The 25,177-nt window shown below is 70.6% G+C and carries 28 protein-coding genes; 6 read left to right on the forward strand and 22 right to left on the reverse strand.

Going from position 1 to position 25,177, the window contains the following annotated elements; translation table 11 throughout:
* The 3 genes from ACO1X9_RS14790 to ACO1X9_RS14800 form a co-directional block, all read left to right on the forward strand.
* On the forward strand, window positions 1–798 hold a 798-nt coding region (locus ACO1X9_RS14790), incomplete at its 5' end, for a branched-chain amino acid ABC transporter permease (protein WP_486351614.1).
* Entirely contained in the window at window positions 788–1,756 is a 969-nt protein-coding gene (locus tag ACO1X9_RS14795; protein WP_486351615.1) for an ABC transporter ATP-binding protein, read from the forward strand. The genes ACO1X9_RS14790 and ACO1X9_RS14795, both read left to right, overlap by 11 nt.
* Window positions 1,753–2,493, forward strand: coding sequence for an ABC transporter ATP-binding protein (locus tag ACO1X9_RS14800; RefSeq protein WP_486351616.1), 741 nt, complete (start codon window positions 1,753–1,755; stop codon window positions 2,491–2,493). Before ACO1X9_RS14795 ends, ACO1X9_RS14800 begins: the two co-directional genes overlap by 4 nt.
* A 224-nt stretch (window positions 2,494–2,717) precedes the next feature.
* Here ACO1X9_RS14800 and ACO1X9_RS14805 read toward each other — a convergent pair whose 3' ends face one another.
* The 4 genes from ACO1X9_RS14805 to groES all read right to left on the reverse strand — a co-directional run bounded on the left by ACO1X9_RS14805 (window position 2,718) and on the right by groES (window position 6,838).
* On the reverse strand, window positions 2,718–3,986 hold the full coding sequence (locus ACO1X9_RS14805; RefSeq protein WP_486351617.1) for an ABC transporter substrate-binding protein: 1,269 nt from the start codon (window positions 3,984–3,986) through the stop codon (window positions 2,718–2,720).
* A 162-nt stretch (window positions 3,987–4,148) separates the two neighbouring features.
* Window positions 4,149–5,420, reverse strand: coding sequence for an ABC transporter substrate-binding protein (locus ACO1X9_RS14810; protein WP_486351618.1), 1,272 nt, complete (start codon window positions 5,418–5,420; stop codon window positions 4,149–4,151).
* A gap of 95 nt (window positions 5,421–5,515) precedes the next feature.
* Window positions 5,516–6,442: an EamA family transporter RarD gene (rarD, locus tag ACO1X9_RS14815; RefSeq protein WP_486351619.1), complete on the reverse strand. Its 927-nt coding sequence runs from the start codon at window positions 6,440–6,442 to the stop codon at window positions 5,516–5,518.
* Window positions 6,443–6,544: 102 nt separating this feature from the next.
* On the reverse strand, window positions 6,545–6,838 hold the full coding sequence (gene groES / locus ACO1X9_RS14820; protein WP_486351620.1) for a co-chaperone GroES: 294 nt from the start codon (window positions 6,836–6,838) through the stop codon (window positions 6,545–6,547).
* A 139-nt stretch (window positions 6,839–6,977) separates the two neighbouring features.
* On the opposite strand from groES, the gene ACO1X9_RS14825 reads away from it, so the two are divergent.
* Complete coding sequence (locus ACO1X9_RS14825) at window positions 6,978–8,153, forward strand: THUMP-like domain-containing protein (protein WP_486351621.1); 1,176 nt, start codon at window positions 6,978–6,980, stop codon at window positions 8,151–8,153.
* 9 nt (window positions 8,154–8,162) lie between these two features.
* Here the strand turns inward: ACO1X9_RS14825 and ACO1X9_RS14830 are convergent, their stop codons facing one another.
* The 8 genes from ACO1X9_RS14830 to glmS all read right to left on the reverse strand — a co-directional run bounded on the left by ACO1X9_RS14830 (window position 8,163) and on the right by glmS (window position 14,492).
* Window positions 8,163–8,543, reverse strand: a complete 381-nt coding sequence (locus ACO1X9_RS14830) for a DUF4190 domain-containing protein (protein ID WP_486351622.1) — start codon at window positions 8,541–8,543, stop codon at window positions 8,163–8,165.
* A 4-nt stretch (window positions 8,544–8,547) separates the two neighbouring features.
* Window positions 8,548–9,585 (reverse strand): tRNA (adenosine(37)-N6)-threonylcarbamoyltransferase complex transferase subunit TsaD, encoded by a 1,038-nt coding sequence (gene tsaD, locus ACO1X9_RS14835; RefSeq protein WP_486351623.1) that lies wholly within the window; start codon window positions 9,583–9,585, stop codon window positions 8,548–8,550.
* Window positions 9,582–10,046, reverse strand: a complete 465-nt coding sequence (gene rimI / locus ACO1X9_RS14840) for a ribosomal protein S18-alanine N-acetyltransferase (protein ID WP_486351624.1) — start codon at window positions 10,044–10,046, stop codon at window positions 9,582–9,584. The genes tsaD and rimI overlap by 4 nt, the downstream gene beginning before the upstream one ends.
* Before the next feature lie 5 nt (window positions 10,047–10,051).
* The gene (gene tsaB / locus ACO1X9_RS14845) at window positions 10,052–10,642 is read right to left on the reverse strand and encodes a tRNA (adenosine(37)-N6)-threonylcarbamoyltransferase complex dimerization subunit type 1 TsaB (protein ID WP_486351625.1); all 591 of its coding nucleotides are present in this window, start codon (window positions 10,640–10,642) and stop codon (window positions 10,052–10,054) included.
* A 79-nt stretch (window positions 10,643–10,721) separates the two neighbouring features.
* Complete coding sequence (tsaE, locus tag ACO1X9_RS14850) at window positions 10,722–11,183, reverse strand: tRNA (adenosine(37)-N6)-threonylcarbamoyltransferase complex ATPase subunit type 1 TsaE (protein WP_486351626.1); 462 nt, start codon at window positions 11,181–11,183, stop codon at window positions 10,722–10,724.
* Entirely contained in the window at window positions 11,180–12,265 is a 1,086-nt protein-coding gene (gene alr / locus ACO1X9_RS14855) for an alanine racemase (protein WP_486351627.1), read from the reverse strand. The genes tsaE and alr overlap by 4 nt, the downstream gene beginning before the upstream one ends.
* A 16-nt stretch (window positions 12,266–12,281) precedes the next feature.
* The gene (locus tag ACO1X9_RS14860) at window positions 12,282–12,635 is read right to left on the reverse strand and encodes a holo-ACP synthase (protein WP_486351628.1); all 354 of its coding nucleotides are present in this window, start codon (window positions 12,633–12,635) and stop codon (window positions 12,282–12,284) included.
* A 6-nt stretch (window positions 12,636–12,641) separates the two neighbouring features.
* On the reverse strand, window positions 12,642–14,492 hold the full coding sequence (gene glmS, locus ACO1X9_RS14865) for a glutamine--fructose-6-phosphate transaminase (isomerizing) (RefSeq protein ID WP_486351629.1): 1,851 nt from the start codon (window positions 14,490–14,492) through the stop codon (window positions 12,642–12,644).
* A 31-nt stretch (window positions 14,493–14,523) separates the two neighbouring features.
* On the opposite strand from glmS, the gene coaA reads away from it, so the two are divergent.
* Window positions 14,524–15,465, forward strand: coding sequence for a type I pantothenate kinase (gene coaA, locus ACO1X9_RS14870; RefSeq protein ID WP_486351630.1), 942 nt, complete (start codon window positions 14,524–14,526; stop codon window positions 15,463–15,465).
* Between the two features lie 4 nt (window positions 15,466–15,469).
* Here coaA and ACO1X9_RS14875 read toward each other — a convergent pair whose 3' ends face one another.
* From ACO1X9_RS14875 to ACO1X9_RS14905, 7 genes are all read right to left on the reverse strand, one after another.
* Window positions 15,470–15,910, reverse strand: coding sequence for a nitroreductase family deazaflavin-dependent oxidoreductase (locus tag ACO1X9_RS14875; RefSeq protein ID WP_486351631.1), 441 nt, complete (start codon window positions 15,908–15,910; stop codon window positions 15,470–15,472).
* A 9-nt stretch (window positions 15,911–15,919) separates the two neighbouring features.
* Window positions 15,920–16,840: a hypothetical protein gene (locus ACO1X9_RS14880; protein WP_486351632.1), complete on the reverse strand. Its 921-nt coding sequence runs from the start codon at window positions 16,838–16,840 to the stop codon at window positions 15,920–15,922.
* Window positions 16,841–16,847: 7 nt separating this feature from the next.
* A complete protein-coding gene (locus tag ACO1X9_RS14885) occupies window positions 16,848–17,372 on the reverse strand; it encodes a hypothetical protein (RefSeq protein ID WP_486351633.1) in 525 nt (174 codons plus the stop codon).
* Window positions 17,373–17,396: 24 nt separating this feature from the next.
* Entirely contained in the window at window positions 17,397–18,764 is a 1,368-nt protein-coding gene (gene glmM / locus ACO1X9_RS14890; protein WP_486351634.1) for a phosphoglucosamine mutase, read from the reverse strand.
* Between the two features lie 16 nt (window positions 18,765–18,780).
* Window positions 18,781–19,272 carry a 30S ribosomal protein S9 gene (rpsI, locus tag ACO1X9_RS14895; protein ID WP_486351635.1) on the reverse strand — a complete coding sequence of 164 codons (492 nt, stop codon included), beginning with the start codon at window positions 19,270–19,272 and terminating at the stop codon, window positions 18,781–18,783.
* Between the two features lie 12 nt (window positions 19,273–19,284).
* Window positions 19,285–19,731: a 50S ribosomal protein L13 gene (rplM, locus tag ACO1X9_RS14900; protein WP_486351636.1), complete on the reverse strand. Its 447-nt coding sequence runs from the start codon at window positions 19,729–19,731 to the stop codon at window positions 19,285–19,287.
* 125 nt (window positions 19,732–19,856) lie between these two features.
* Window positions 19,857–20,744, reverse strand: a complete 888-nt coding sequence (locus ACO1X9_RS14905; protein WP_486351637.1) for a tRNA pseudouridine synthase A — start codon at window positions 20,742–20,744, stop codon at window positions 19,857–19,859.
* Window positions 20,745–20,795: 51 nt separating this feature from the next.
* On the opposite strand from ACO1X9_RS14905, the gene ACO1X9_RS14910 reads away from it, so the two are divergent.
* Entirely contained in the window at window positions 20,796–22,676 is a 1,881-nt protein-coding gene (locus tag ACO1X9_RS14910; protein ID WP_486351638.1) for an acyltransferase family protein, read from the forward strand.
* 21 nt (window positions 22,677–22,697) lie between these two features.
* Here the strand turns inward: ACO1X9_RS14910 and ACO1X9_RS14915 are convergent, their stop codons facing one another.
* The 3 genes from ACO1X9_RS14915 to ACO1X9_RS14925 form a co-directional block, all read right to left on the reverse strand.
* On the reverse strand, window positions 22,698–23,714 hold the full coding sequence (locus ACO1X9_RS14915; RefSeq protein WP_486351639.1) for a GNAT family N-acetyltransferase: 1,017 nt from the start codon (window positions 23,712–23,714) through the stop codon (window positions 22,698–22,700).
* A 22-nt stretch (window positions 23,715–23,736) separates the two neighbouring features.
* Complete coding sequence (gene rplQ, locus ACO1X9_RS14920) at window positions 23,737–24,342, reverse strand: 50S ribosomal protein L17 (RefSeq protein ID WP_486351640.1); 606 nt, start codon at window positions 24,340–24,342, stop codon at window positions 23,737–23,739.
* 45 nt (window positions 24,343–24,387) lie between these two features.
* A partial coding sequence (locus ACO1X9_RS14925) for a DNA-directed RNA polymerase subunit alpha (protein ID WP_486351641.1) occupies window positions 24,388–25,177 on the reverse strand: 790 nt, incomplete at its 5' end.

Genomic DNA, 25,177 nt, shown 5'->3' on the forward strand with positions numbered 1-25,177 from the left:
GGGTTCCCGTGGTGGGGCGGCGTGATCGTCGGCATCGTGGCGGCGCTCATCTTCGCGCTCATCCTCGGCATCCCGACCCTGCGGCTGCGCGGCGACTACCTCGCCATCGTGACGATCGCGGCGGCCGAGGTCGTGCGGCTCACGTTCCTCACGTCGGCGTTCGACGACGTGACGGGCTCCGCCGACGGCCTCTCGGGCTACCACGGGGAGTTCCGCGCCCAGAACCCGATCCCGGCGGGCTCCTACGGCTTCGGTCCGTGGACCTACAACGAGATCGGCTGGTGGGTGCGCATCCTCGGGTTCATCGCGCTCGTTCTCGCCGTGATCGTCGTCTACCGGCTCGTCAACAGCCCGTGGGGTCGCGTGCTCAAGGGCATCCGCGAAGACGAGGATGCCGTGCGCTCGCTCGGCAAGAACGTGTTCGCCTACAAGCTGCAGGCGCTGCTCCTCGGTGGCGGCATCGCCGCGGTGGGCGGCATCCTCTACGCGATGGACCGCAACGTGAACTCGGGGGTCTACGTGACCTCGCTGACGTTCTTCGTCTACACCGCACTCCTCCTCGGCGGCGCGGCGACGGTCTTCGGCCCCCTTGTCGGGTCGGTCATCTTCTGGGTACTGCAGACCTTCATCGGCAACCTGCTCCCGGCGCTCGTGTCGGCCGACATCCTGCCGTTCATGACCACGATCCAGGCGGCGACGGTGCGGTTCATCCTCACCGGCATCGCGCTCATGCTCATCGTCATATTCAGGCCTCAGGGCATCCTCGGCAACAAGAAGGAGCTGACCTTTGTCAAGTGACTCCTCCCCCCAGCCTCCGGTCGCCCGGGAGAAGGCGACGGGGCTCCACAAGGGCGAGATCCGGCCGGGTGTCGAGAAGACCGACCCGATCCTCATCGCCGACGGCGTGCGCCGTACGTTCGGTGGCCTCACCGCCGTCGACGTCGAGCACCTCGAGATCCCGCGCAACGCGATCACGGCGCTCATCGGCCCGAACGGCGCCGGCAAGACCACGCTGTTCAACCTGCTGACGGGCTTCGACAAGCCCGACCAGGGCGACTGGACCTTCTCGGGCACGTCGATCTCCGGCGTCCCGGCGTTCAAGGTCTCGCGGCTCGGCCAGGTGCGCACGTTCCAGCTCACGAAGGCGCTCGGGCTGCTCACCGTCATGGACAACATGAAGCTCGGAGCGAAGGGACAGCTCGGCGAGCGGTTCTTCTCCGCGCTCATCCCGGGACTGTGGCGCAAGCAGGACGCCGAGTTCGAGGAGCGGGCGATCGACCTGCTCACGCGCTTCAAGCTCGACGCGAAGCGCGACGACTTCGCGGCCTCGCTCTCGGGCGGGCAGCGCAAGCTCCTCGAGATGGCCCGTGCGCTCATGAGCGAGCCGAGTCTCGTCATGCTCGACGAGCCGATGGCCGGGGTCAACCCGGCGCTGACGCAGTCGCTGCTCGAGCACATCCTCGACCTCAAGGAACAGGGGATGACGGTGCTGTTCGTCGAGCACGACATGCACGTCGTGCGTCACATCGCCGACTGGGTGATCGTGATGGCGGAGGGACGCATCGTCGCCGAGGGTGACCCGCAGACCGTCATGAAGAACCCGGCCGTCGTCGACGCCTATCTCGGCGCCCACCAGGACGTCGACCTCGGCGTCGTCACCGGACGCTACGCCGCCGACGGCACCCCGACGCTGACGGCGGAGGAGATCCTCGCCGAGGGCGAAGCCGAACTCGAACACGAGGAGGACGCCAAGTGAGCGCCGCCACCGCCACCGCTCCTGTCGTCATCGAGGTGAACGATGTCACCGCGGGCTACCTGCCGGGCGTGAACATCCTCAACGGCTGCTCCCTCGTGGCACGCCAGGGTGAGCTCATCGGCATCATCGGTCCGAACGGCGCGGGCAAGTCGACACTGCTCAAGGCGATCTTCGGCCAGGTGAACGTACGATCGGGCTCGATCACGCTCGAGGGCGACGAGATCACCAACCTGAAGGCGAACAAGCTGGTCGCCCGTGGCGTCGGGTTCGTGCCGCAGAACAACAACGTGTTCCAGAGCCTCACGATCGAAGAGAACCTGCAGATGGGTCTCTTCCAGAAGCCGAGGATCTACGCGGAGCGACTCGAGTTCGTGACCGGCATCTTCGCCGAGCTCGGCAAGCGCCTCAAGCAGCGCGCCGGGTCGCTCTCGGGCGGTGAGCGGCAGATGGTCGCGATGTCGCGTGCGCTCATGATGGACCCGAAGGTGATCCTGCTCGACGAGCCGTCGGCGGGTCTGTCGCCGGTGCGTCAGGACGAGGCCTTCATCCGCGTCTCGGAGATCAACAAGGCCGGCGTGACCACGATCATGGTCGAGCAGAACGCCCGCCGCTGCCTGCAGATCTGCGACCGCGGCTATGTGCTCGACCAGGGCCGCGACGCGCACACGGCGACCGGGCGCGAGCTGCTCGACGACCCGAAGGTCGCGGAGCTCTACCTGGGCACTCTGGGCGCCTAGCAGCCCCCTAAACGGCCCCGGCATCCGATGGGGTGTCCGGGGCCGTTTTCGTGCGTCAGGCGGGCGCGCAGGGGGCGAGAGCATCGATTCGCGTCGAGATCACCCGCGTGAGAGCACGATCTCGACGCAGATCGGGGTTCTCGGCCGCCAGCACAGGGAAAGCCCCCCGGCCCGAAGGCCGAGGGGCTTTCCTGATGCAGAGACTGCTGTATCTGCGGTGGGACTCAGTACGCGCCGTACGTGTTGTCCTCGCCGAAGACGTAGATGCCGATCGAGGCCTCGGTCGGGTCGCCCACCTCGTCGAAGGTGATCGGGCCCGAGACGCCGTCGTAGTCGGCGACGCCACCGCTGAGGATGATGTCGGCGCAGTCCGCGAACGTGTCGCACGGGGTGCCGTCACCGGCACCGCCCGAGACCTCCTGGAGCTTCGCAGCGACCGTCGCACCGTCCGTCGCGCCGCCGGCGGCGAGCGAGGCGAGCGCGAGCAGGATGACCGCGTCGTACGACTCAGCCGCGTAGCTGAACTCGGTCAGCGCTTCGCCGCCGTCCTCGGCCACCCACGCCTGGAGGGCGTCGGTGAAGTCGGTGATGGCGTCGATCGACAGGCCGGGCAGGGTGCCCTTGGCGCCGGTCAGCGAGCCGGCCGGGAACTCGTCACCGAAGTTGGCGAGGTTGCCGTCGACGAAGTAGAGCTTGTCGGCCGGGATCTTGCCGAACAGGCTCGGGAGGATCGACTTGACCTCTTCGAACGTGATCAGCGCGATCGCGTCGGGGTCGGCCGCGAGGACCTCCTGGATCTGGGCGTCGAAGTTGCTGTCACCCGTGTTGTACGTCGGGGCCGCGACGACCTCGCCGCCGGCGGCCTCGAAGGCCTCCGTGACGTACTTCGCCAGGCCCGTGCCGTACGAGTCGTTGAGCACGATCAGACCGAGGGTCTGGTTGCCGTCCTCGGCGATCAGGTTGCCGAGCACCTCGCCCTGGAGCACGTCCGACGGGGCGGTGCGGAAGTACAGCCCGTTGTCGTCGTAGCTCGTGAAGGCGTCCGAGGTGTTCGCCGGGGAGAACAGGATGGTGCCGGCGCCGACGACCTGGTCGATGAACTGCAGCGAGACGCCCGAGGACGCGGCGCCGATGATGGCGGTCGGGTCGAGCGCGAGGATACGCGGAGCCTCGGTCTCGTACGCCTTGTTGTCGGTGTTACCCGAGTCGCCGTACTCGACGTCGATGGTGAGGCCGGTCGCGTCGCTGTACTCGTTGACCTGGGCGACGGCGTAGCCGACGCCGGCCTCCTCGGGCGGGCCGAGGAAGGCGAGGTTGCCGGTCTGCGGGAGCAGCGTTCCGAGCTGCATCGTGTAGTCGGCGATGGCCGTGGGCTCGGCCTCGGGCTCCTCGGTCGCAGCGCAGCCGCCGAGCACGAGGGCGGTGGTCGCGAGGATCGCAACACCGCCGAGCGTGGTCTTGAGGCTCCGCGACTTGAACGTCGTGATGCTCATGTCACTCCTTATGAGTGTTTGTAGACAGGACACTTATAGGTCGGACGGGTCCGACCGTTTCGATAACCGTAGTCCCGAGAAGCACTCCATACGATTCGTTGCTGTTTCAGCCGTGTAACGCGACGGAATCGTTACTTTTCGTGATCTGAGCGGCGGCGTCGATCAGCCGACGACCACCGCGACGCCGGAGTACTTGTTCTCGGCGTTGTACACGACGATCTGGTACGTGCCGCGCAGCGGATCACCGGCCGCATCGAGGTTGGTCGAGCCGCTGATGCCGTCGTAGTCGACATCTGGCTGCGTGACGAGCACGTCGATGCACTCGCCGAAGCTCGTGCACTTGATGCCGCCGATCGACGCGGTGCCGAGCTCCCTGGCGATCGACTCGCCGCCGTCGTCACCCGCGAGCACGGCGGCGAGCGCCGCGAGCACGGTGGCATCGTAGGCCTCCGCGGCGTAGCGCGGATCGCCGAGGCCCGGATCCTCCTGCTTGAGCTTCGCGACGAACGCCGCATCGGCCACTGCACCCTCGAGGATGCCGTTGACGCCGTTCAGGAGGCCGCTCGGCAGAGCCTGCGAGTAGTCGGCGAGGTTCTGGCTGGTCAGCCAGAGCCTCGCACCGCCGTAGCCGGCTGCCGAGAGTTGCGTGATCAGCGCCTTCGTCTGGTCGGCGTTGTCCGGCGTCGCGAGGACGACGGCGTCCGGCTCGACGCCCTTGACCTCTTCGAGGGCGGCGGCGAGGGCCTCGGCGTTCGCGTCAGCCGCCACCCCGATCGCCACGAAGTCGAGGGGCACCTCACGCGCCGCGGAGATCGCCGCCTCGAAGGCGACGGCGAGCGAGCCACCCAGGTCGCCTTCGCGATAGAGCAACGCCACCGACTCGATGTCGTCGCTCGACGAGAACCGATCGGCGAGCACGAGCGCCTGATGGGGGTAGGAGGGGATGGTGCGGAAGAAGATGTCGGCGTCGTCGAGGGCGGTGAGCTGCGGGTAGGTCGCCGCGGGCGAGATGAGCGGGATGCCGGCGTCGGCCGCAGGTCCGAGCAGGCGCTGCGCGAGCACCGACGACGAGGGGCCGATGACGACGTCGACGTCCTGCTCGACGAACGCGGCGAAAGACTCTTCCGCCTTCTGCGTCGTCGCGTCACCGGAGTCGAGGCTCACGACGACGATCGGCTGGCCGTTGACGCCGCCCGCAGCGTTGATGTCGCGGGCGGCGGCCCGAACGCCGGCGACCTGCGCGGGCGAGAGGAAGGCGAGCGGCCCGGACGCCGGGAAGAGGGTGCCGATCTTGAGCACCCCGTCGCCCGTCGGGGTGGGCGTGACCGTCGGCGTGGGCGTCGGGGTCGGCGTGGACGCGCCGCACGCACTGAGCGCGGTCAGCGCGAGGGCGACGAGCGTCGCGAGAGCTGCTCGGGCGAGCGGACGCGGCATCCAGGACTCCTTCCAGCGGAACGGTGGCCACCCTATCCCGCGGCCGGGGCACGCTCGGGGAGGCACGGCGACCGGACGGAGCGCTTGACGAGGCGTCAGACGCGCTCGAGCATCGCCCGCCTCGGGGGGCGGGAGGCGACGATCATGTCGGTCGTCAGCACGGCGAGCGCCACCCAGACCAGCCCGAATCCGATCCAACGTTCGAGCGGCATCGGCTCCTGCAGGATCAGCCAGCCGAAGAAGAACTGCAGAACCGGGGCGAGGAACTGCGTCATGCCGAGAGCGACGAGCGGGATGCGGCGCGCGCCCGCCGCGAACAGCAGGAGCGGCACGGTGGTCGCGACACCCGCGAAGAGCATCGCGACGGCGTGCCCGAGGCCGTGCTGGCCGAACTGCACGCCGCCGCCGATCACGCCGACGAGCACGAGCTGCACGATCGCGAGAGGTGTGAGCCACGCGGTCTCGAGGGTGAGGCCGCCGATCGCGTCGACCTTGGGTCCCACGATGCGCTTGATGAGCCCGTAGAAGCCGAAGCTGAAGGCGAGGATGAGCGCGATCCAGGGCACCGTCCCGTAGCCGATCGCGATCACGAGGATGGCGACAGCGGCGATACCGAGGGCGATCCACTGGGGCAGCCGCACCTTCTCGCGCAGCACGAGCACGCCGAGCAGGACCGTCACGATCGGGTTGATGAAGTAACCGAGCGACGACTCGATGACGTGCCCGGAGAGTGCGCCGAAGACGAACGTCTGCCAGTTGATGTAGATGGCGGCAGCCGCGGCGAGCATGAGCAGCGCCGTGCGGCGATCACGCACGAGCACGAGGAACGGGCCCCAGCCCCGCGTGGCCGTGAGCAGCAGCACCGAGAAGATCAGCGACATGATCACCCGGAAGGCGACGACCTCGAACGGACCCGACGGTGGCAGCAGAAGGAAGTACGCGGGGAGAAAGCCCCAGAGCACGTAGGCGGCGACGGCGAAGAGGAGGCCCGACCTGCTCGGCGAGGTCGGAGCGGGAGGCACCGGATCAACCTACCCCCGCGGGCATCCGCGCGCCGGACGCGGCGATGTGGCGGGACGACGAAGGCCCCGCACCTGAGCGCGGGGCCTTCGGTTCAGCTGATGTCAGCCGATGACCGCGAGCACGTCGCGGGCCGAGAGGACGAGGAGGTCCTGGCCCTGGTACTTGACCTCGGTTCCGCCGTACTTGGAGTAGATGACCTTGTCGCCGACCTTGACGTCGAGCGGCACGCGGTTGCCGTTGTCGTCGATGCGACCGGGTCCGACCGCCACGACCTCGCCCTCCTGGGGCTTCTCCTTCGCGGTGTCCGGGATCACGAGACCCGACGCGGTGACCTGCTCGGCGTCGACCTGCTGGATGACGATGCGATCCTCGAGCGGCTTGATGGAGACCGACACAATGACCTCTTTCTGGAAGCTCTGCTTCGTGAAGTTCGAAAGTTGGCACACTCCGACTGAGAGTGCCAGAGACAACCCTAGCGGGTGATTAGCAGTCGTACAACGCGAGTGCCAGCGGCCGGGGCAGGAGAATGGCCGCATGGATGTCGCCGACCTGCGCCGCCTGCTCTCGACCGAGGGGCTCCGGCTCCTCGACGAGGTGGGCCGTCTCGAGGCGACCGCCGACGTCGTGCGCACGGTGTCGAAGCTGCGCAAGGAGGGGCACGACGGAGGCCTCGTCGCCGCGGTGCTCGAGCAGGCGCGGCTGCGTGCCCGGGCGGTGCCGAAGTTCGGCGAGTTCGCCGACCGGATGCTGTTCACCCCCGCGGGGCTCGAGCAGACGACACGACTCCGGGTCGCCGCCCTGCACGCCGGCCGCTTCGCCGAGGCCGGGATCGATGTCGTCGCCGACCTCGGCTGCGGGATCGGCGCCGACGCCCTCGCCCTCGCGGCGCTCGACCTCGGGGTCGTCGCCGTCGAGCGCGACGAGCTCACCGCCGCGGTCGCGTCGTTCAACCTCGCACCGTTCCCGCAGGCCCGCGTCGAGCTCGGGAACGCCGAAGACGCCGACCTCGCCGGCATCGGCGGCGTCTGGCTCGACCCGGCCCGGCGCGACGGGGCCACGCGTCTCGCCGACCCCGCCGACTGGTCTCCGAGCCTCGACTGGACCTTCGACCTCGCGCGCCGCCTGCCCGCAGGCATCAAGCTCGGCCCCGGCCTCGACCGCGCGCTCCTCCCCGAGGGGATGGAGGCACAGTGGATCTCGGTCGATCGGGAGGTCGTCGAGCTCGTGCTCTGGTCGGGCGTCCTCGCGCGCGACGGGGTCGGCCGGGCGGCGCTCGTCCTCGGGGCACACGGCGCCGCGGAGCTCACGGCGGCGACCGACTCCGACGACGTCGACGCGGGCGAACTCGGCGGTTACCTCGTGGAACCCGACGGCGCCGTCATCCGCGCCCGGCTCATCGGCGATCTGGCGCGCTCCCTCGACGGCAGGATGCTCGACGCCACGATCGCCTGGATCACGACGGATGCGCAACCCGAGACGCCCTTCGGGCAGACCTTCCGCGTGCTCGAGCGTTTCCCGCTCGACGTGAAGACGCTCAAGCGCGAACTCGCCGCGCGCGGCATCGGCACGCTCGAGATCAAGAAGCGCGGAGTCGACATCGACCCCGCGCAGTTCCGCACGAGACTCGCGCTGTCCGGGGAGGCGAGCGCGACGCTCGTGCTCACCAGGATCGCGGGCTCACGCGCCGCGATCCTGGTCGAGCGAACCTGACCCGAGGGGTCAGCTGTACGACGAGATGGTGCCGATCGTCGAGAACATGATCCCGAAGAAGATCAGGTAGCCGACGACGATGAGCACCGTGAGGCCGGTGAACGCGTAGCCGATGATGAGACCGGCGAGCGCGAGCCCGTCGCCCCCCTCGCCCGTGCGCTTGATCTGGCCGCGCGCGATGTGGCCGCAGATGATGCCGCCGAGCGGCACGACGAACGCGAGCACGAGGGCGACGATCGCGAGGGTGTTCGTCGGCGGCGCGTAGTAGCCCTGCGCCGGCTGGCCGTAGGCGGGGTACGTCGGCTGAACCGGCGGGGCGGGGGCGGCGGGCGGCGGGGTCACGCCGTCGGCCGGCGGAACGGGCGGGACCGGGGGCTGAGGATCGGACATGGCCTCAAGTCTGCACCACGGTCACCGGAAGCGTGGAGTCCGCGCCGAAGTCTGCCGAGGGTGCATGACCGTGAGACATCAGGCGCGCGCCGAGGGCCGCGATCATCGCGCCGTTGTCGGTGCACAGCGACAGGGGTGGGATGCGCAGCGCGATCCCGGCAGCCGCCGCGCGTTCGGTCGCGAGGGCGCGCACCCGGGCGTTCGCGACGACTCCTCCCCCGAGCAGCAGGCGCGGCACCCCGAGGTCTCGGCACGCCGCGATCGCCTTCGCCGTGAGCACGTCGGCGACGGATTCTCGGAACGACGCGGCGACATCCGGGATCGACACCTCGCCCCCGGCCTGCTCGACGTAACGGGCGACGGCGGTCTTCAGCCCGGAGAACGAGAAATCGTAGCGGTGCTTCTCGAGGTCTTTCGCGTGCGTCAGGCCGCGCGGGAAACGGATCGCCTCGCGGTCGCCCTTCGCCGCCTCGGCGTCGATGCGCGGGCCTCCGGGGTAGGGCAGGCCGAGCAGGCGCGCGACCTTGTCGAAGGCCTCCCCCGCGGCGTCGTCGATCGTCTCGCCGAGCAGTTCGACGTCGTCGGTGAGGTCGCGCACGAGCAGGAGCGACGTGTGACCTCCGCTCACGAGGAGCGCGACGGTCGGCAGCTCGAGCTCTCCCCCGTCGTCACGCAGCAGGTCGGCGCCGACGTGCCCGACGAGGTGGTTGACGCCGTACAGCGGCTTGTCGAGCGCGAGCGCGAGCGCCTTCGCCGCGCCGACGCCCACCATGAGCGCGCCCGCGAGCCCGGGACCGGCGGTGACGGCGATCGCGTCGAGATCGTCGAGCGCCACCCCCGCTTCGGCGAGTGCCGCCTCCAGGGTGGGACGGAGCGCCTCGAGGTGGGCGCGCGCGGCGACCTCCGGCACGACGCCGCCGTAGCGCGCGTGCTCGTCCATGCTCGACGCGATGACGTTCGCGAGCAGCTCCGTGCCGCGGACGATCCCGATCCCGGTTTCGTCGCACGAGGTCTCGATGCCCAGCACGAGCGGGCCCGTCATGCCGGCACCGTCTCGGGTTCGGGCACCGCGAGGCGCATGATGACGGCGTCGATCCCGCCACGGTAGTAGCGCGGGCGCACGGCGATCTCGACGAATCCCAGGCTCTCGTAGAGCGCTCGCGCCCCCGGGTTGTCGGCACGCACCTCGAGGAACACCTCGGTCGCCCCGCGCCGGCGTGCCTCGTTCAGCAGCGCCAGGATGAGCGTCCGACCGAGTCCGCGGCGCCGGGCGCGCTCGGCGACCGCGATCGTCTGGATGTCGCCCTGCCCGCTGCCGTCCGGCGCGAGCAGCCCGGCGTAGCCGTCGAGGCCGCCGTCCTCGGCGATCGCGACGAGGTAGTGCCCGTGCTCTCCCGCCACCTCGCGCGCCATCGACTCGGTCGACCACGCGTCGTCGGGGAACATCGCGGTCTCGAGCACCATGATCGCCGACACGTCGTCGGCGGTCGCTCTGCGCAGCATCCAGCTCACGGTTGCGCCTTCACCGTCACGTCCGGGGCGCGCAGGTACAGCGGCTCGTCGGGGCCGAGCGGACGGCCTGCGGCGAGCAGCAGTTCGGCGACGAGGCCGAGGGATGCCGCACTCACCGTGGGCGGGTCGAGGATCGGCACTCCGGGGTGGAGACTCGCGAGCGCATCCGCCGCTCCGTCACGATCGGCCAGGGCCGGACCCTCGACACGCGTGACCTGCGGGTCGTAGAGGCTCCAGGCGACCTCGCGGCGACGGGCGTCGGTGACGACGAGCACTCGGGCGTCGTGGCCGTAGGCGATCGCGTCGTGAGAGACGACGGGGTGCACGGGGGCGCCGATGCCGAAGGCGAAGGCTCGCGCGGCGGCGATCCCGACCCGCAGCCCGGTGAACGGACCCGGACCCATCCCGGCGACGACACCGGCGATGTCGCGCGGGGCGACCCCGGCATCCCGCAGCACGTCTCGCAGGAGGCTGCCGATCGCCTCGGCGTGGCGGCGGGTGCCCGGCTCGTCGGCCTCGGCGAGCACGCGTCCCCCGGCGACGAGCGCGACGCTCGTCCCCGCGGAGGTGTCGATCGCGAGCAGCACCTGACCAGCGTACGTTCCACGAAGGGTCGCCGTTGGGGCACCCGAGCGGCTAGGTAGGCCCTAAGAGCGACCCCTCGCGTCACGCGGAGGCGAGAAGGTCGTCGAGAGATCCCCAGCGGGGGCCGTGGCCGGTGATCGTGACGTCGCGGGAGTCGTCGGCGGCGTCGCGCGCGATCGCGACGTCGATCCACGAGTCGCTGACGCCGTCGAGCTTCCCCGACCCCCACTCGACGACGACGATCGCGCCGTCGTAGTCGAGGTCGAGGTCGTCGAGCTCCCGGGCCGTCGCCAGGCGGTACGCGTCGACGTGCACGAGCGGCACGCCCGCCGCGGTGGGGTGTTCGCGCGCGAGCACGAAGGTCGGGCTCGTCACGGCGCCGCGGGCTCCGAGCGCGGCGCCGAGGCCGCGCGTGAGGGTCGTCTTGCCGGCGCCGAGCGGACCGTCGAGCACGAGGAGGTCGCCCGCGGCGAGCAGCCCGGCGAGTGCGGCGCCGAGCGCCTCCATCGCCTCGGCGTCGGCGACGCGCAGGCGGGTCGTCATCCGACCGGGACCCGCGGCACCCGCGACCCGACGCGCGTGACGATCTCGTAGCCGATCGTGTCGGCCGCGCGCGCCCAGTCCTCGGCGCCGGGGGCTCCACGCGTCGGGTCTCCCCAGAGCACGACGCGGTCGCCGACCTCGACGGGGGCGTCGCCGACGTCGACGAGGAACTGGTCCATCGCGATACGCCCCACCTGCCGGAAGACCTGTCCGCGGATCGCGACCGTCGCCCGGCCGGAGGCCGCGCGCGGGATCCCGTCCGCGTAGCCGAGCGGAACGAGGGCGAGAGTCGTCTCGCGGTCGGTGCGGTCGAGGAAGCCGTACGACATCCCCGCCCCCGGCGGCACGCGTCGCACTGCCGCCACCGAGGCCGTCAACTCCATGACGGGCCGCAACCCCATCGCGGCGGGGTCGGCGCCGTCGGAGTGCGCGAGGCCGTACAGCCCGATGCCGAAGCGCACGAGATCGAGCCGGTCCGCCGGGCGGGTGAGCGCGGCCTGCGTCGAGGCGAGGTGCCGCAGTTCCGGCTCGAGTCCCGCGGCACGGGCGGCGTCGACGAGTTCGCCGAAGAGGGCCGCCTGCGCGTCGTCGTCGGCGGCGGAGGTGTTCGACAGGTGCGAGAACAGGCCGCGCACCCGCAACCTGCCGTTCCGCTCGTGGTCGGCGGCGCGGCCGAACGCCTCGAACGCGTCCACAGGTGCGAAGCCGTTCCGAGCGAGGCCCGTGTCGACCTTGAGGTGCACGGTCGCCCCGGCGGCGGCCGCACGCTCGAGCTGATCGATCGTGCTCACGCCGAGGTCGATGTCGTGCGCGACGGCGGCGTCGGTGTCGAGGTCGTCGCCGTGCAGCCAGGCCAGAAGCGGGGTGCGGATGCCGGCCGCCCGCAGCGCGAGCGCCTCGCCGAGATCGGCGACGCCGAGCCAGTCGATGCCCTCCTCTTCGAGCGCGCGGGCGACGAGCAGCGCGCCGTGGCCGTAGGCGTCGGCTTTGACGACACCCATCACCGCCGCGGGCGCGACCTTCCCGCGCAGGATGCCGACGTTCGACCGCAGCGCGGCGAGGTCGATCCTGGCCTCGCGCATCACCGGGCGCTCCTCATCACAGCGACTCCACGACGACCTGCGCGATCGCGACGCCCGCATCGTGCGACATCGAGAGGTGCAGTCGCGTGATTCCCTGGCGGGCCGCGATCTCCGCGGCGGCGCCCGTGAGCTTCATCGTCGGGTTGCCGTGCTCATCCGACACGACCTCCATGTCGTGCCAGGTGACGCCCGTCGACTCGCCGAGGGCCTTCATGAGCGCCTCCTTCGCCGCGAATCGACCCGCGAGCGACCGCAGCGGCAGCCCACGTTCGCTCTCGGCGAACAGGCGCTCCTCGAGCCGCGGCGTGCGCCCGACGGCGCGCTCGAAGCGCGCGAGGTCGACGATGTCGACGCCGATCCCCGCGATCATGGGCGGTTACTCGACCGTGACCGACTTGGCGAGGTTGCGCGGCTGGTCGACGTCGAGACCCTTCGCCGTCGCGAGCTCCATCGCGAACACGTGCAGCGGCACGACCGCGAGAAGCGGCTCGAAGAGCGGCGCCGCGAACGGGATGCGGATGACCTCGTCGACGAAGGGCAGCACCTCGACGTCGCCGATCTCGGCGACCGCGATGACCCGCGCGCCGCGCGCACGGATCTCCTGGATGTTCGAGACGACCTTCGCGTGCAGCGAGTTGGGGTCGCGCGGCGACGGCACCACGACGATCACGAGCTGCCCGGGCTCGATGAGCGCGATCGGGCCGTGCTTGAGCTCGCCCGCGGCGAAGCCCTCGGCGTGGATGTAGGCGAGCTCCTTGAGCTTGAGCGCGCCCTCGAGCGCGATCGGGTAGCCCGCGTGGCGGCCGAGGAAGAGCACCGACTGCACGTCGCCCATCCACTGCGCGAACTCGGCGATGCGCTCGCCCGACGACTCGACGACCTTCTCGAGCTTCGCCGGGATGTTCTGCAGCTCCTCGACGAGCTCCGCGATCGCGGGGGCGTCGAGTTTGCCGCGCACCGCGGCGAGGTGCAGCCCGAGCAGGTAGAGCGCGGTGATCTGCGCCACGAACGCCTTCGTCGAGGCGACCGCGACCTCCGGGCCGGCGTGGATGTACAGCACCGCGTCCGACTCGCGCGGGATGGTCGCGCCCTGCGTGTTGCAGATCGAGATCGTGCGCGCCCCGAGCTTCTTCGCATGCTGCACGGCGACGAGGGTGTCCATCGTCTCGCCCGACTGGCTCACCGACACGACGAGCGTGCGCTCGTCGATCACCGGGTCGCGATAGCGGAACTCATGGGCCAACTCGACATCCACCGGGATGCGCGCCCACGTCTCGATGCCGTACTTGCCGACGAGGCTCGCATACGCCGCGGTGCCGCAGGCGAGCACGACGATGCGGTCGATGTCGGTGAGGATGTCGGCCATCCCGTCGAGCTCGGGCAGCTTGACCGCGCCGTTCTCGATGCGTCCGATGAGCGTCTTCGCGACGGCATCCGGCTCCTCGCTGATCTCCTTCTTCATGAAGGTGGGCCAGCCGCCCTTCTCCGCCGCGGAGGCATCCCACGAGACCTCGAACTCCTTCGCGATCACCGGGTTGCCGGCGAAGTCGGTGACCTCGACGCCGTCGGGACGGATCGTGACGATCTGGTCCTGACCGACCTCGAGCGCCCGACGCGTGTGCTCGACGAATGCGGCGACGTCGGAGCCGAGGAAGTTCTCGCCCTCGCCGAGCCCGACGACGAGCGGCGAGTTGCGGCGAGCGCCGACGACGACGCCGGGCTGGTCCTGGTGCACCGCGAGGAGGGTGAAGGCGCCCTCGAGGCGCGCGACCGCACGGCGGAAGGCGGTCGTGAGGTCCCCGGTCTCGGCATAGAGCCGGCCGATGAGCAGAGCTGCGACCTCCGTGTCGGTCTCGCTCGAGAACTCCGCCCCGCTTTCGAGCAGCTCGCGCTTGAGCTCGGAGAAGTTCTCGATGATGCCGTTGTGGATGAGGGCGAGCCTGCCGCCGTCGCCCAGGTGCGGGTGGGCGTTCCCGTCCGTCGGGCCACCGTGGGTCGCCCAGCGGGTGTGGCCGATGCCGGTGTGACCATCGGGGATGGGAGCCTCCGCGAGCTCCTCGCTGAGGGCGCCGAGCTTGCCCGCCTTCTTGCGGGTGCCGAGGTGTCCGGCGTCGTCGAGCACCGCCACGCCCGCCGAGTCGTATCCGCGGTATTCGAGGCGCTTGAGCCCGCCCATGAGCACCTCGAGGGAGCTACCGGGGCCGACGTATCCGACGATGCCACACATAAGAGCCGATTCTATGTTTTCCTGGTGGGCGATGTCCGACCCCGGCTCCGCGAACGGCGGCTCCACACCTTTCCTCGAGATCGCTCGGGCGGAGTGGGCCGCTCTCGCCCCGACGACCCCGCTCCCACTCGGAGCCGGGGAGATCGAACGACTCCGGGGACTCGGCGACACGCTCGACCTCGCGGAGGTGGCCGAGGTCTACGTGCCGCTCAGCCGCCTGCTGTCGCTCTACGTCGCCGGAGCGCTGTCGACGGGCGCCGAGGTGCGCGAGTTCCTCGGCCAGGAGGCCCGGCCGACGCCGTTCGTCATCGGGGTCGCCGGTTCGGTCGCGGTCGGCAAGTCGACCACCGCCCGCCTGCTCAAGGAGCTCCTCTCCCGCTGGCCCGACACGCCGTCGGTCGAGCTCGTCACGACCGACGGCTTCCTGCTGCCCAACGCCGAGCTCGAGCGTCGCGGACTCATGGAGCGCAAGGGCTTCCCCGAGAGCTACGACCGCCGCGCGCTGCTGCGGTTCGTCTCCGAAGTGAAGAGCGGCGTCGAGGAGGTGCGCGCTCCGGTCTACTCGCACCTCGTCTACGACGTCACCGACGAGGAGGTCGTCGTGCGGCGGCCCGACGTGCTCATCGTGGAGGGGCTCAACGTGCTGCAGCCGCCGACGAGCGGGCGCCTGGCGGTCAGCGACCTGTTCGACTTCACGATCTACGTGGATGCCCGCACCGCCGACATCGAACGCTGGTACGTCGAACGGTTCCTGCGTCTGCAGCGGGGGGCGTTCGCCGACCCGTCGTCGTACTTCCACCGCTACGCCTCGCTCAGCGAGGAGGAGGCCGTCGCGCGCGCCCGGGAGATCTGGGGCGCGATCAACGGACCCAACCTCGAGGCGAACATCCTGCCCACGCGGGCGCGCGCGTCTCTCGTGCTGCGCAAGGGCCCCGATCACGCCGTGTCGAGCGTGCTCCTGCGCAAGCTCTGAGCGACTAGATCCTCTCGAGCACGAAGACCGGGATCTGCCGGTCGGTCTTGTCCTGGTAGTCGGCGTACGGCGGGTAGGCCGCGACCGCGCGCTCCCACCAGAGGTCCTTTTCGTCGCCGAACACCTCGCGCGCGCGGTAGTCGTGCTTCTGCGCCTCGTCCTGAAGTTCGACCACCGGCTGCGCGAGGATGTTGAAGTACCACTGCGGGTGCTTCGGAGCGCCGCCGAGCGACGCGACCACGGCGTAGACCCCGTCGTGCTCGACGCGCATGAGCGCCGTCTTGCGCAGCTTGCCCGACTTCGCGCCGAGCGTCGTGAGCACGATCACCGGCAGTCCGGTGTCGCGGAGCGTGAGCGCCTCGGTGCCCCCCGAGGCCTCATAGCGCTCCGCCTGCTCGCGGGCCCATGCGCTCGTGCTCGGTGCGTACTCGCCGTTCAGCGGCATCCGCTGCTCCTATCCGCTCGTGTAGCTGTCGACCAATTCTCCCCGAAGGTCGTAGGTGTAGCTGGCCGAGTAGTAGTCGTTGCTCAGTGAGATCGTGATCTGGGGCACACCGTCGGAGCCGGCGCGCACCGACGGGTAGTAGCTGTTCACCCGGTCCCAGCCGACGTCCGCCCGTGCCCGGCCGACGAGGTCGGCCACGATCGAGAAGTCGATGTCGGACGCGTCGAAGAGTCCGTCGATCGAGCCGGAGTACGGCCCGTCGTTCATCGCGCGCCCGTACCTCCACTGATACCGGTCCGTCGTCGTCGCACCGGGGCGGGTCGGTGCCTCGACGAGCACGTAGCTGTCGTAGAAGTACACCGCGACGAAGTCGTAGCCGCCGATCACCGCGGCGAGATCGTCGATCGCCTCCTGCTGGTGCAGTCCGGTGCGCATGTCGTTGCCGTCCCAGCGGCCCTGGGCGACGTTGGTCGCGGTCCAGCCGATCAGGCGGTATCCGGGAATGAGCACGAGCGCCGCGCCGGTGAGGATGAGCAGGATGGCGACGGCCCGCGACCACCACGGCACCGACTCCCGCCGAGCGCGGGGGGCCGCGACGGTCGAGTCAGCCGGGACCTGCTCGGCGTCGAGGGTCGTCCCCGTCGCCGGCACCGCTGTCGACGGGGGGTTGAGCACCGCGGCCGTCTGGACGGGGCGCGGACTCGTCGTGCTGATGATGCCCGGCGGCAGGCGCGACGCGACCGTCGGCAGCTTCTTCTGCAGGGTCGTGCTGCCCGCGATGCCTGCGACGGTGAGGATGACCGGGAGACCGATCGCCCAGACCACCGAGTACGTCGGGTCGCCCGTGACGATCGCGCCGATGATCGCGCCGAGCACCGCGCCGATCGCGAGTTGGAGCGCGATGCGGAAGATCGTCGCACCCACGCTCATGAGGCGATCACCCGCCGGGCCACGCCGGGGCCTCCTGCGGTACCGCGGCATCCTGCGGCGTGGCCCCCGGGCCCTTCGTGACGACCACCTGCGGGGCGTCGGCGGCGAGCCGCACGACCGTGACGAGCTCGCCCCGACCGACGAGCTTCCCGTCGTTCCGGTGCACCCGCACGCGGTCGTCCACCTCGTAGGCGGGCACGTCGGTCGACGCGACGACGAGCCGCACGTCGTAGGCCCACGCACCGTTGAGCTGACCGCCCGTCGCGCGCGACGAGCGCACACGCGCGAGGGTCTCGCGCCCGGCGGCGACGGCCTCCTCGACCTGGGTGGGCGCGACACGACGCCCGAAGACCGGCAGCACGACGGCGAAGACGCCGAACAGGATCGCGCCGAGAAGGCCGAGGACCGCGAGCGCGTACAGGGCGAGTCGCACCCCGATGTTCTCGGGATCCACGGCGTACGTGGCGCTCCCCGCCGCGACGACGACGACGACGAGCGACAGCAGCGCGAGGAGACCGAGCCTGAGCCGCATGGCCCGAAGATAGCGGTCGCGACCTCAGACCGCGAGGTGGGTCTTCACGACCTCGGCGAGCTGCGCCGCGATCGACTCCGCCGTCTCGGTGTCGGCGGCCTCGACCATGACCCGTATGAGCGGCTCGGTGCCCGACGGTCGCAGCAACACGCGTCCGGTCTCACCCAGGCGGGCTTCGGCGTCGCGCACCGCAGCCGCGACCGCCGGCTCGGAGGCGAGTCGAGCGCGGTCGACGCCGCGCACGTTCACGAGCACCTGCGGGAAGATCGTCATGACCGAGGCGAGCTCGGCGAGCGAACGGCCCGTGCGGGCGACCTCGGCCGCGAGCTGGAGCCCGGTGAGCAGTCCGTCCCCTGTCGTCGAGTGCTGCCGGAACACGATGTGCCCGGACTGCTCACCGCCGAGGGAGAGCCCGTGCTCGGCGAGCGCCTCGAGCACGTACCGGTCGCCGACCGCGGTCTCGAGCATCCGGATGCCGTGCTCGGCCATCGCGAGCTTGAGCCCCAGGTTGCTCATGACGGTCGCGACGAGGGTGTCGTCGGTGAGCTGGCCGCGTGCCCGGAGCGCGAGTGCGAGGATCGCCATGATCTGGTCGCCGTCGACGACCGCGCCGGTGTGGTCGACCGCGAGGCAGCGGTCGGCGTCGCCGTCGTGGGCGATGCCGAGGTCGGCGCCGAGCTCGAGCACCTTCGCCTGCAGCGGGCCGAGATAGGTGGAGCCGACGCCGTCGTTGATGTTGACGCCGTCCGGATCGTTGCCGATCACCGTGACGGTCGCACCGGCATCCGTGAAGAGCTGCGGCGAGATGCCCGCCGCCGCCCCGTGCGCGCAGTCGAGCACGACGTGCAGCCCGTCGAGACGCTGTCCGTCGAGGGTGCCGAGCAGATGCACGAGGTAGCGGTCCTCGGCGTCGGCGAACCGGCGGATGCGACCGACGTCGGCGCCGGTCGGCAGCAGCTCGGGGCTGGCGAGCGCCTCTTCGATTCTGTCTTCGACCTCGTCGGGCAGCTTCGTGCCGCCGTAGGCGAAGAACTTGATGCCGTTGTCCGGAGCCGGATTGTGCGACGCCGAGACGACGACGCCGAAGTCGGCGCCGATGTCGTCGACGAGGAACGCCGCCGCCGGGGTCGGGATGACCCCTGCGTCGAGCACGTCGATGCCCGAACTGGCCAGACCCGCCGCGACCGCGGCCGAGATGAACTCGCCCGAGATGCGCGGATCCCGTGCGAGCACCGCCCGCGGACGCCGACCCTCGGCGCGACGCCTCTCGGCGTGGCGACCCTGGGTCAGCACCGTCGCGGCAGCCTGCGACAGCTCCAGGGCCAGGTGCGCGGTGATGACCTCACCGTTCGCCAGGCCCCGGACGCCGTCGGTACCGAAGAGACGCGCCATGGGCGAGTCGACTCGATTAACGCTTCGAGAACTGCGAGGCCTTGCGGGCCTTCTTGAGACCGGCCTTCTTGCGCTCGATGACGCGGGCGTCGCGCGTGAGGAAGCCGGCCTTCTTGAGCGCCGGGCGGTTGTTCTCACGGTCGATCTCGTTGAGCGAGCGCGCGATCGCGAGGCGCAGCGCACCGGCCTGGCCCGAGGGGCCGCCGCCGGTGATCTTCGCGATCACGTCGTAGCTGCCGACGAGGTCGAGCACCTTGAACGGGTCGGTGATGAGCTGCTGGTGCAGCTTGTTCGGGAAGTACTCCTCGAGGGTGCGACCGTTCACGGTGAACGAGCCGGCGCCGGGGTTGAGTCGCACGCGGGCGATCGCCTCCTTGCGGCGGCCGACGGCCGCACCGGGGACGTTGACCACGCGGGGCGTGCGAGGGGCCTCGACCTGCTCGGCCGGGGTCTCGGTGCTGAACGAGGAGAGGACCTCGTTGTCGATGGTGTCTTCGATCTTGGCCATGGTCATGGGTCCTTACTGGGCGACCTGAGTCAGGGTGTAGGCCTTCGGCTGCTGCGCAGCGTGCGGGTGCTCGGCACCCGCGTAGACCTTGAGCTTCTTGATCTGGGCGCGACCCAGCGAGTTCTTCGGCAGCATGCCGCGGATGGCCTTCTCGACCGCGCGCGTCGGGTGCTTCTCGAGCATCTCGACGTAGGTGGTCGCCGTGAGGCCGCCCGGGTAGCCCGAGTGGCGGTAGGCCAGCTTCTTCTCGAGCTTCTGGCCGGTGAGGGCGATCTTCTCCGCGTTGATGACGATGACGAAGTCACCCATGTCCATGTGCGGGGCGAAGGTGGCCTTGTGCTTGCCGCGCAGGAGGGCGGCGGCGTGGGAGGCCAGGCGGCCCAGGACGACGTCGGTCGCATCGATGACGACCCAGTCGCGCTGGATGTCCGCCGGCTTGGGGCTGAACGTACGCGTCACTGTTCTGACTGCTTTCTTCGAGTGGTTCGTGAATCCCGCTCCGGTGAGCGTTCGCGCCGGAACGACGCGAACCCTGCGGTGGAGGGCTCAGAAGACGCCTCCAAGACGGAGGCAACCTGTACAGGTTAGTCGAGCCCGGCATCCGGGTCAAACGCACCCGGATCGGCCCGCCGCGCGCGGGTCTGCTCCACGCGCGCGGCGAGCTCGTCGTCGGGTGGGTAGCCGACCTCGACGAGGGTGAGACCCTTCGACGGCACGACCGCGAACTCGCTCGTGCGCTCGCGCGCCGCGAGCAGTTCGGCGGGTCGCGCGGCGTCGAGGCGACCCCCGCCGGCGGCGAGACACGCCCCCACGAGAGCGCGCACCATGCTGTGGCAGAAGGCGTCGGCCCGCACCCGCGCGACGAGGACGCCGTCGGCATCCCGGGTCCAGGCGAACTCCTGCAGCGTGCGGATCGTCGTCGCGCCTTCGCGCGGACGGCAGTACGACGCGAAGTCGTGCAGCCCGAGCAGGCTGTGAGCGGCCTCGTCCATCGCGATCACGTCGAGGACGGTCGGATGCCAGAGCTCGAAGCCGCGGCGGCGGGGGTCGCGCAACGCGGTGGCGTCGGCGATGCGGTACTCGTAGCGACGCCAGACCGCGGCGAACCGCGCGTCGAAACCGTCGGGGGCGACGCCGGCGCGCTGCACCTGAAGGTCGCCCTCGGCCCCCGCGAGGCCGTTCAGCCGACGCGCGAGCGAGCTGAGGCCGCTCGGCGCCTCGCCGCCGCGTCGGGGCCGGTCGAGGTCGGCGAGGTGCGCATCGTCGAGGTCGACGTGCGCCACCTGTCCCGTGGCGTGCACCCCGACGTCGGTGCGACCGGCGACGGTGATGCCGGGCGCGTCGCCGACCCGCCGGAAGATCGTGGCGAGCGCGGCCTCGAGCTCACCCTGAACGGTGCGGAGCCCGGGTTGCCGCGCCCACCCGGTGAACCCGCCGCCGTCGTAGGCGAGGTCGAGCCGGATGCGCGTCACTCCCCGAGTCTGCCGTACCCGACTACCCTGGTTCGCGGAGTCCCTCACCCCATGACACCACGCGCTCAGACGACGACGCCGCGACCCGGCGCCCCGACGACCTTCCGAATCGCGGGCCTCGACGGCATCCGCGCCCTCGCCGTGACGACCGTCGTGATCTTCCACCTCGTGCCCGGCGTGCTCGTCGGCGGCTACCTCGGCGTCGACATCTTCTTCGTCGTGAGCGGGTTCCTGATCACGACGCTGCTGCTCCGCGAGCGCGAGGCCTCGGGGCGCATCTCGCTGCGCGGGTTCTGGGTGCGCCGCGCTCGTCGTCTGCTCCCGGCGCTGGGCGTGCTCCTGCTGGTCGGCAGTGCCGCCGCCCTCGTCGTCGGCGGCGACGTTCTCGTCGGCCTCGGGATGCAGGTCGTCGGCGCGGTGACGTTCTCGAGCAACTGGCTGTTCATCGCGGCCGGGTCGTCGTACTTCGACGAGACGGTTCCCGAGGTGTTCCGCAACCTGTGGTCGCTCGCTGTCGAAGAGCAGTTCTACGTGGTCTGGCCGATCCTGCTCGCGCTCGTGCTCGTGCGCCTCCCGCGGTGGGCGAAGCTCGTCGGCATCGGCGCGCTCGCGGTCGCTTCGGCGGTGTGGATGGGGTGGGCGTACTCCCCGGTCGACCCGACGCGCGTCTACTACGGCACGGACACGCACGCTTTCGGGCTCGCGATCGGCGCCTTCCTCGCGGTGCTCCTCCTGGGGCGCTCGATGACGGGCCGCGCCACTCGCTGGACCCTCGGCCTCGGCGGCGGGGTCGCGATCGCCGCCCTCGTCGCCCTCGCGGTCGTGCTCGCCGGCGACCTGCCGGCGGCCTACCTCGGCGGACTCCCGCTCGTCGCCCTGCTGAGCGCCGTCGCGATCGCGTCACTCGCCGTGCCGGGCTCACCCGTGGCGCGCGTGCTCGACCTCGCGCCGATCCGCTGGGTGGGGGTGCGCAGCTACGGCATCTACCTCTGGCACTGGCCCGTGTTCGTGCTGTTCGGCAGCGCGCTCCCCACGTGGCCGCGCGAGGGGCTGGCCGCCTGGGGCCTCGGCGGCATCGCGCTCGCCGTCACGCTGTTCGCCGCGACTGTCTCCTACCGATTCGTCGAGCAACCCATCCGGCGACTCGGATTCCGCGGCGCGGCGCGCGCCGTCGTGCGCGTGTTCGACGACGCGCCGTTCAGCCGTCGCGGATTCGCGACGGTACTGGGGATGCTCTCCGTCGCCGCTCTCGCTCTGACGAGCGGTCTCGCGATCGCCGCCGACCCCGGGCGGGGCGAGGCGCAGTCGTACATCGAAGCCGGCCAGGACGCGATCGACGAGGCGGCCGCGGGCGCCGACGACGAGGCGGCCGAACCCGACGGGCCGGTCGACGCCGGCCCGGCGACGGGCGACCAGATCAGCGCCATCGGCGACTCGGCCATGCTCGCCGCGGCGCCCGCGCTGCAGGAGGCGTTTCCCGGCATCTCGATCGACGCCGCGGTCTCTCGCGGCATGAACTCGGCACCCGCGCTCGTGCAGGGGCAGCTCGATGCCGGACAGCTGCGCGAGGTGGTCGTACTCGCCCTCGGCACGAACGGTCCGATCGATCGTTCGAGCCTCGAAGAGGTGCGAGCCATCATCGGTCCGCGGCGTGAGCTCATCGTCGTCAACGCACAGGCGCCGCGCGGTTGGATCCCCGGCGTCAACGCCGAGCTCTCCTCCTTCGCGCTCGTCTACCGCAACGTCGAGCTCGCCAACTGGCATGACGCCATCCAGCCGTACCTGCACGAGATGGCGCGCGATCAGGTGCACTTCGGCCCGATCGGGGCGGGAATCTACGCAGGGGCCGTCAGCGAAGCCGTCGATCGCCTCGCGCAGCTCCCTCCGCTGCGCGACGAGTCGGACGACCTGTCGCTGCCGAGGCCTTTCTGACGCTCGGCCCGCCGGTGCGGGTCAGAACTCCTCGACGTACGCGACGCTGCGCGTGACGGGCTCGAACCCCATCCCGGTGTAGAGGCCGAGCGCTCCCGACGGATTGGCGCTGTCGACATCCAGCGCGACCCTCTCGTGTCCTGCCTCGCGATAGCCGCGGAAAGCGGCGGCCAGCAGCGCGGGCGCGACGCCCTGGCGACGCCACTCGCGCGTGACTCCGACGAGCGGGATGTAGCCGCCCACGTAGCCCTGCGGCTCGAAATCGTCAGGGTAGACGTCGGTCATCACGAACCCGACGACGTCGTCGCCGTCGAGCGCGATCAGGGAGAGGTCCCACCGCACGGTCGGTTGGCCCATCATTGACGACCATCCCTCCGCGGTGCTCGGCTGGCTGCCCCAGTGGTCGCGGAAGGCGGCGTTCTTCGCAGCATGGATGCGGTCGCTGTCGGCGGGCGTCGGGGTGACGAACGTCAACCCTTCCGGGACCGGAAGGTCGGGGATCGGCTCGCTCAGGTCGCGCTGCATCTTCGTGAACCAGCGCACGAGCGGCATCCCGAAGCGCTCCGCCAAGCGCATGCCGCCGGAGTTGCGCTCCTCCACGTAGAGCATGAGCCAGCCCGGGAGCTCGAGGTCGGAGTCGGCGAGTTGCTGCAGACCCCGGTCGCGCTGCCACGCGAGCAGGTCCCGGCCGATACCGCGCCCACGGTGCGAAGGGCGCACACCGCCGAACGCGATGCTGCGCACGATCGTCTCGGGGTTCGGGGTCGCGATCTGCAGTCCCGACGCGACGACCTGCCCGTCGACCTCGGCCAGCACTGAGTCGCGTTCGAGATCGATCCACGAGTGCGTGAGCTCGTCTTCGACCTCGTCGCGCGTCTCCGTCCACTCGGGGTGGTCGGCGGCGGCGATCGCGGCGTTGAGCTCGACGAGCGCGTCGACGTCGTCGAGCGTGACACGCCGCCAGGAGACGCCCGACGGGCCCGCCGGGAGCGCGAGCTCCGCCGGGGCGGTCACTCGAGCACTCAGCGGGCCCGTCATGGCTGTTCCTCTCGCGAGGGTGTTACTTCGCGTCGTCCTCGGCGGGAGTCTCGGCGGCGGCGGCCTCTGCGGCCGGCTCGTCGGCGGTCTCCTCGACGGGGGCCTCGGTCTCCTCGACCGCGGTCTCCTCGGCCGGGGCCTCGGTCGCCTCGGCCTCGTCGGTCGACTCCTCGACCGGGGCCTCCTCGGCGGCGGGCTTCGCGGCCTTCGCCGGCTTGGCGTCGGCCGCCTTCGCGGCGGCGGCCTTCTTGGCGGACGGCTTCTTCACGACGGGCTCGAGCACGAGCTCGATGACCGCCATCGGGGCGTTGTCGCCCTTGCGGAAGCCGGTCTTGACGATGCGGGTGTAACCACCCTCACGGTCTTCGACCTGCGGCGCGATCTCGGTGAAGAGCTTGTGCACGACGCCCTTGTCGGTGATGACCGCGAGCACCCGGCGCCGGGCGTGGAGGTCACCCCGCTTCGCGAACGTGATGAGGCGCTCGGCGAGCGGACGCAGGCGCTTGGCCTTCGTCTCGGTCGTCTGGATGCGCTCGTGCGTGAACAGCGCGGCGGCGAGGTTCGCGAGCAGCAGACGCTCGTGAGCCGGGCCTCCTCCGAGGCGGGGACCCTTCGTGGGCTTAGGCATGTTTCTCGTTCTTCCTGGGGTTGGTCAGAGCGCGGGCCGCGAGGCTCAGCTCTGCTCCTCGTCGTCGTAGCCGCCGTAGAAGTGCGCGCCGTCGAAGCCGGGCACGCTGTCCTTGAGCGACAGACCCATCTCGGTCAGCTTGTCCCGCACCTCGTCCACCGACTTCTGACCGAAGTTGCGGATGTTCATGAGCTGCGTCTCCGAGAGGGCGACGAGCTCCGCGACGGTGTTGATGCCTTCGCGCTTGAGGCAGTTGTAGCTGCGCACCGACAGGTCGAGGTCCTCGATCGGCATGCTGAGCTCGCTGCTCAGCACGGCGTCGACCGGGGCGGGCCCGATCTCGATGCCCTCGGCGGCGGTGTTGAGCTCGCGAGCGAGACCGAACAGCTCGACGAGCGTGCGGCCGGCGGACGCGATCGCGTCGCGCGGCGTGATCGCCGGCTTCGACTCGACATCCACGACCAGGCGGTCGAAGTCGGTGCGCTCACCGGCACGCGTCGCCTCGACGCGGTAGGTGACCTTGAGCACCGGCGAGTAGATCGAGTCGATCGGGATCTGACCGGCCTCGCTGAACTCGCTGCGGTTCTGCGTCGCCGAGACGTAGCCGCGGCCACGCTCGATCGTCAGCTCGAGCTCGAACTTCGCCTTGTCGTTGAGCGTCGCGATGACGAGCTCCGGGTTGTGGATCTCCACACCCGTCGGCGCCGAGATGTCGGCGGCCGTGACCTGGCCCGCGCCCTGCTTGCGCAGGTAGGCGGTGATCGGCTCGTCGTGCTCGCTCGAGACCACGAGGTTCTTGATGTTGAGGACGATCTCGACGACGTCCTCCTTCACA

The organism is Pseudolysinimonas sp. (assembly GCF_057350545.1).

Coding starts and splice junctions, on each gene's coding strand:
- ACO1X9_RS14825 (WP_486351621.1), top strand. CDS start 6,978: ATGGATGTCGCCGACCTGCGCCGCCTGCTCTCGACCGAGGGGCTCCGG.
- coaA (WP_486351630.1), top strand. CDS start 14,524: ATGTCCGACCCCGGCTCCGCGAACGGCGGCTCCACACCTTTCCTCGAG.
- rpsI (WP_486351635.1), bottom strand. CDS start 19,272: ATGGCCAAGATCGAAGACACCATCGACAACGAGGTCCTCTCCTCGTTC.
- tsaD (WP_486351623.1), bottom strand. CDS start 9,585: ATGACGGGCCCGCTCGTGCTGGGCATCGAGACCTCGTGCGACGAAACC.
- rimI (WP_486351624.1), bottom strand. CDS start 10,046: ATGCTGCGCAGAGCGACCGCCGACGACGTGTCGGCGATCATGGTGCTC.
- ACO1X9_RS14860 (WP_486351628.1), bottom strand. CDS start 12,635: ATGATCGCGGGGATCGGCGTCGACATCGTCGACCTCGCGCGCTTCGAG.
- tsaE (WP_486351626.1), bottom strand. CDS start 11,183: ATGACGACCCGCCTGCGCGTCGCCGACGCCGAGGCGATGGAGGCGCTC.
- glmS (WP_486351629.1), bottom strand. CDS start 14,492: ATGTGTGGCATCGTCGGATACGTCGGCCCCGGTAGCTCCCTCGAGGTG.
- ACO1X9_RS14910 (WP_486351638.1), top strand. CDS start 20,796: ATGACACCACGCGCTCAGACGACGACGCCGCGACCCGGCGCCCCGACG.
- ACO1X9_RS14830 (WP_486351622.1), bottom strand. CDS start 8,543: ATGTCCGATCCTCAGCCCCCGGTCCCGCCCGTTCCGCCGGCCGACGGC.
- ACO1X9_RS14875 (WP_486351631.1), bottom strand. CDS start 15,910: ATGCCGCTGAACGGCGAGTACGCACCGAGCACGAGCGCATGGGCCCGC.
- ACO1X9_RS14880 (WP_486351632.1), bottom strand. CDS start 16,840: ATGAGCGTGGGTGCGACGATCTTCCGCATCGCGCTCCAACTCGCGATC.
- glmM (WP_486351634.1), bottom strand. CDS start 18,764: ATGGCGCGTCTCTTCGGTACCGACGGCGTCCGGGGCCTGGCGAACGGT.
- rplQ (WP_486351640.1), bottom strand. CDS start 24,342: ATGCCTAAGCCCACGAAGGGTCCCCGCCTCGGAGGAGGCCCGGCTCAC.
- ACO1X9_RS14805 (WP_486351617.1), bottom strand. CDS start 3,986: ATGAGCATCACGACGTTCAAGTCGCGGAGCCTCAAGACCACGCTCGGC.
- ACO1X9_RS14810 (WP_486351618.1), bottom strand. CDS start 5,420: ATGCCGCGTCCGCTCGCCCGAGCAGCTCTCGCGACGCTCGTCGCCCTC.
- ACO1X9_RS14915 (WP_486351639.1), bottom strand. CDS start 23,714: ATGACGGGCCCGCTGAGTGCTCGAGTGACCGCCCCGGCGGAGCTCGCG.
- alr (WP_486351627.1), bottom strand. CDS start 12,265: ATGCGCGAGGCCAGGATCGACCTCGCCGCGCTGCGGTCGAACGTCGGC.
- ACO1X9_RS14885 (WP_486351633.1), bottom strand. CDS start 17,372: ATGCGGCTCAGGCTCGGTCTCCTCGCGCTGCTGTCGCTCGTCGTCGTC.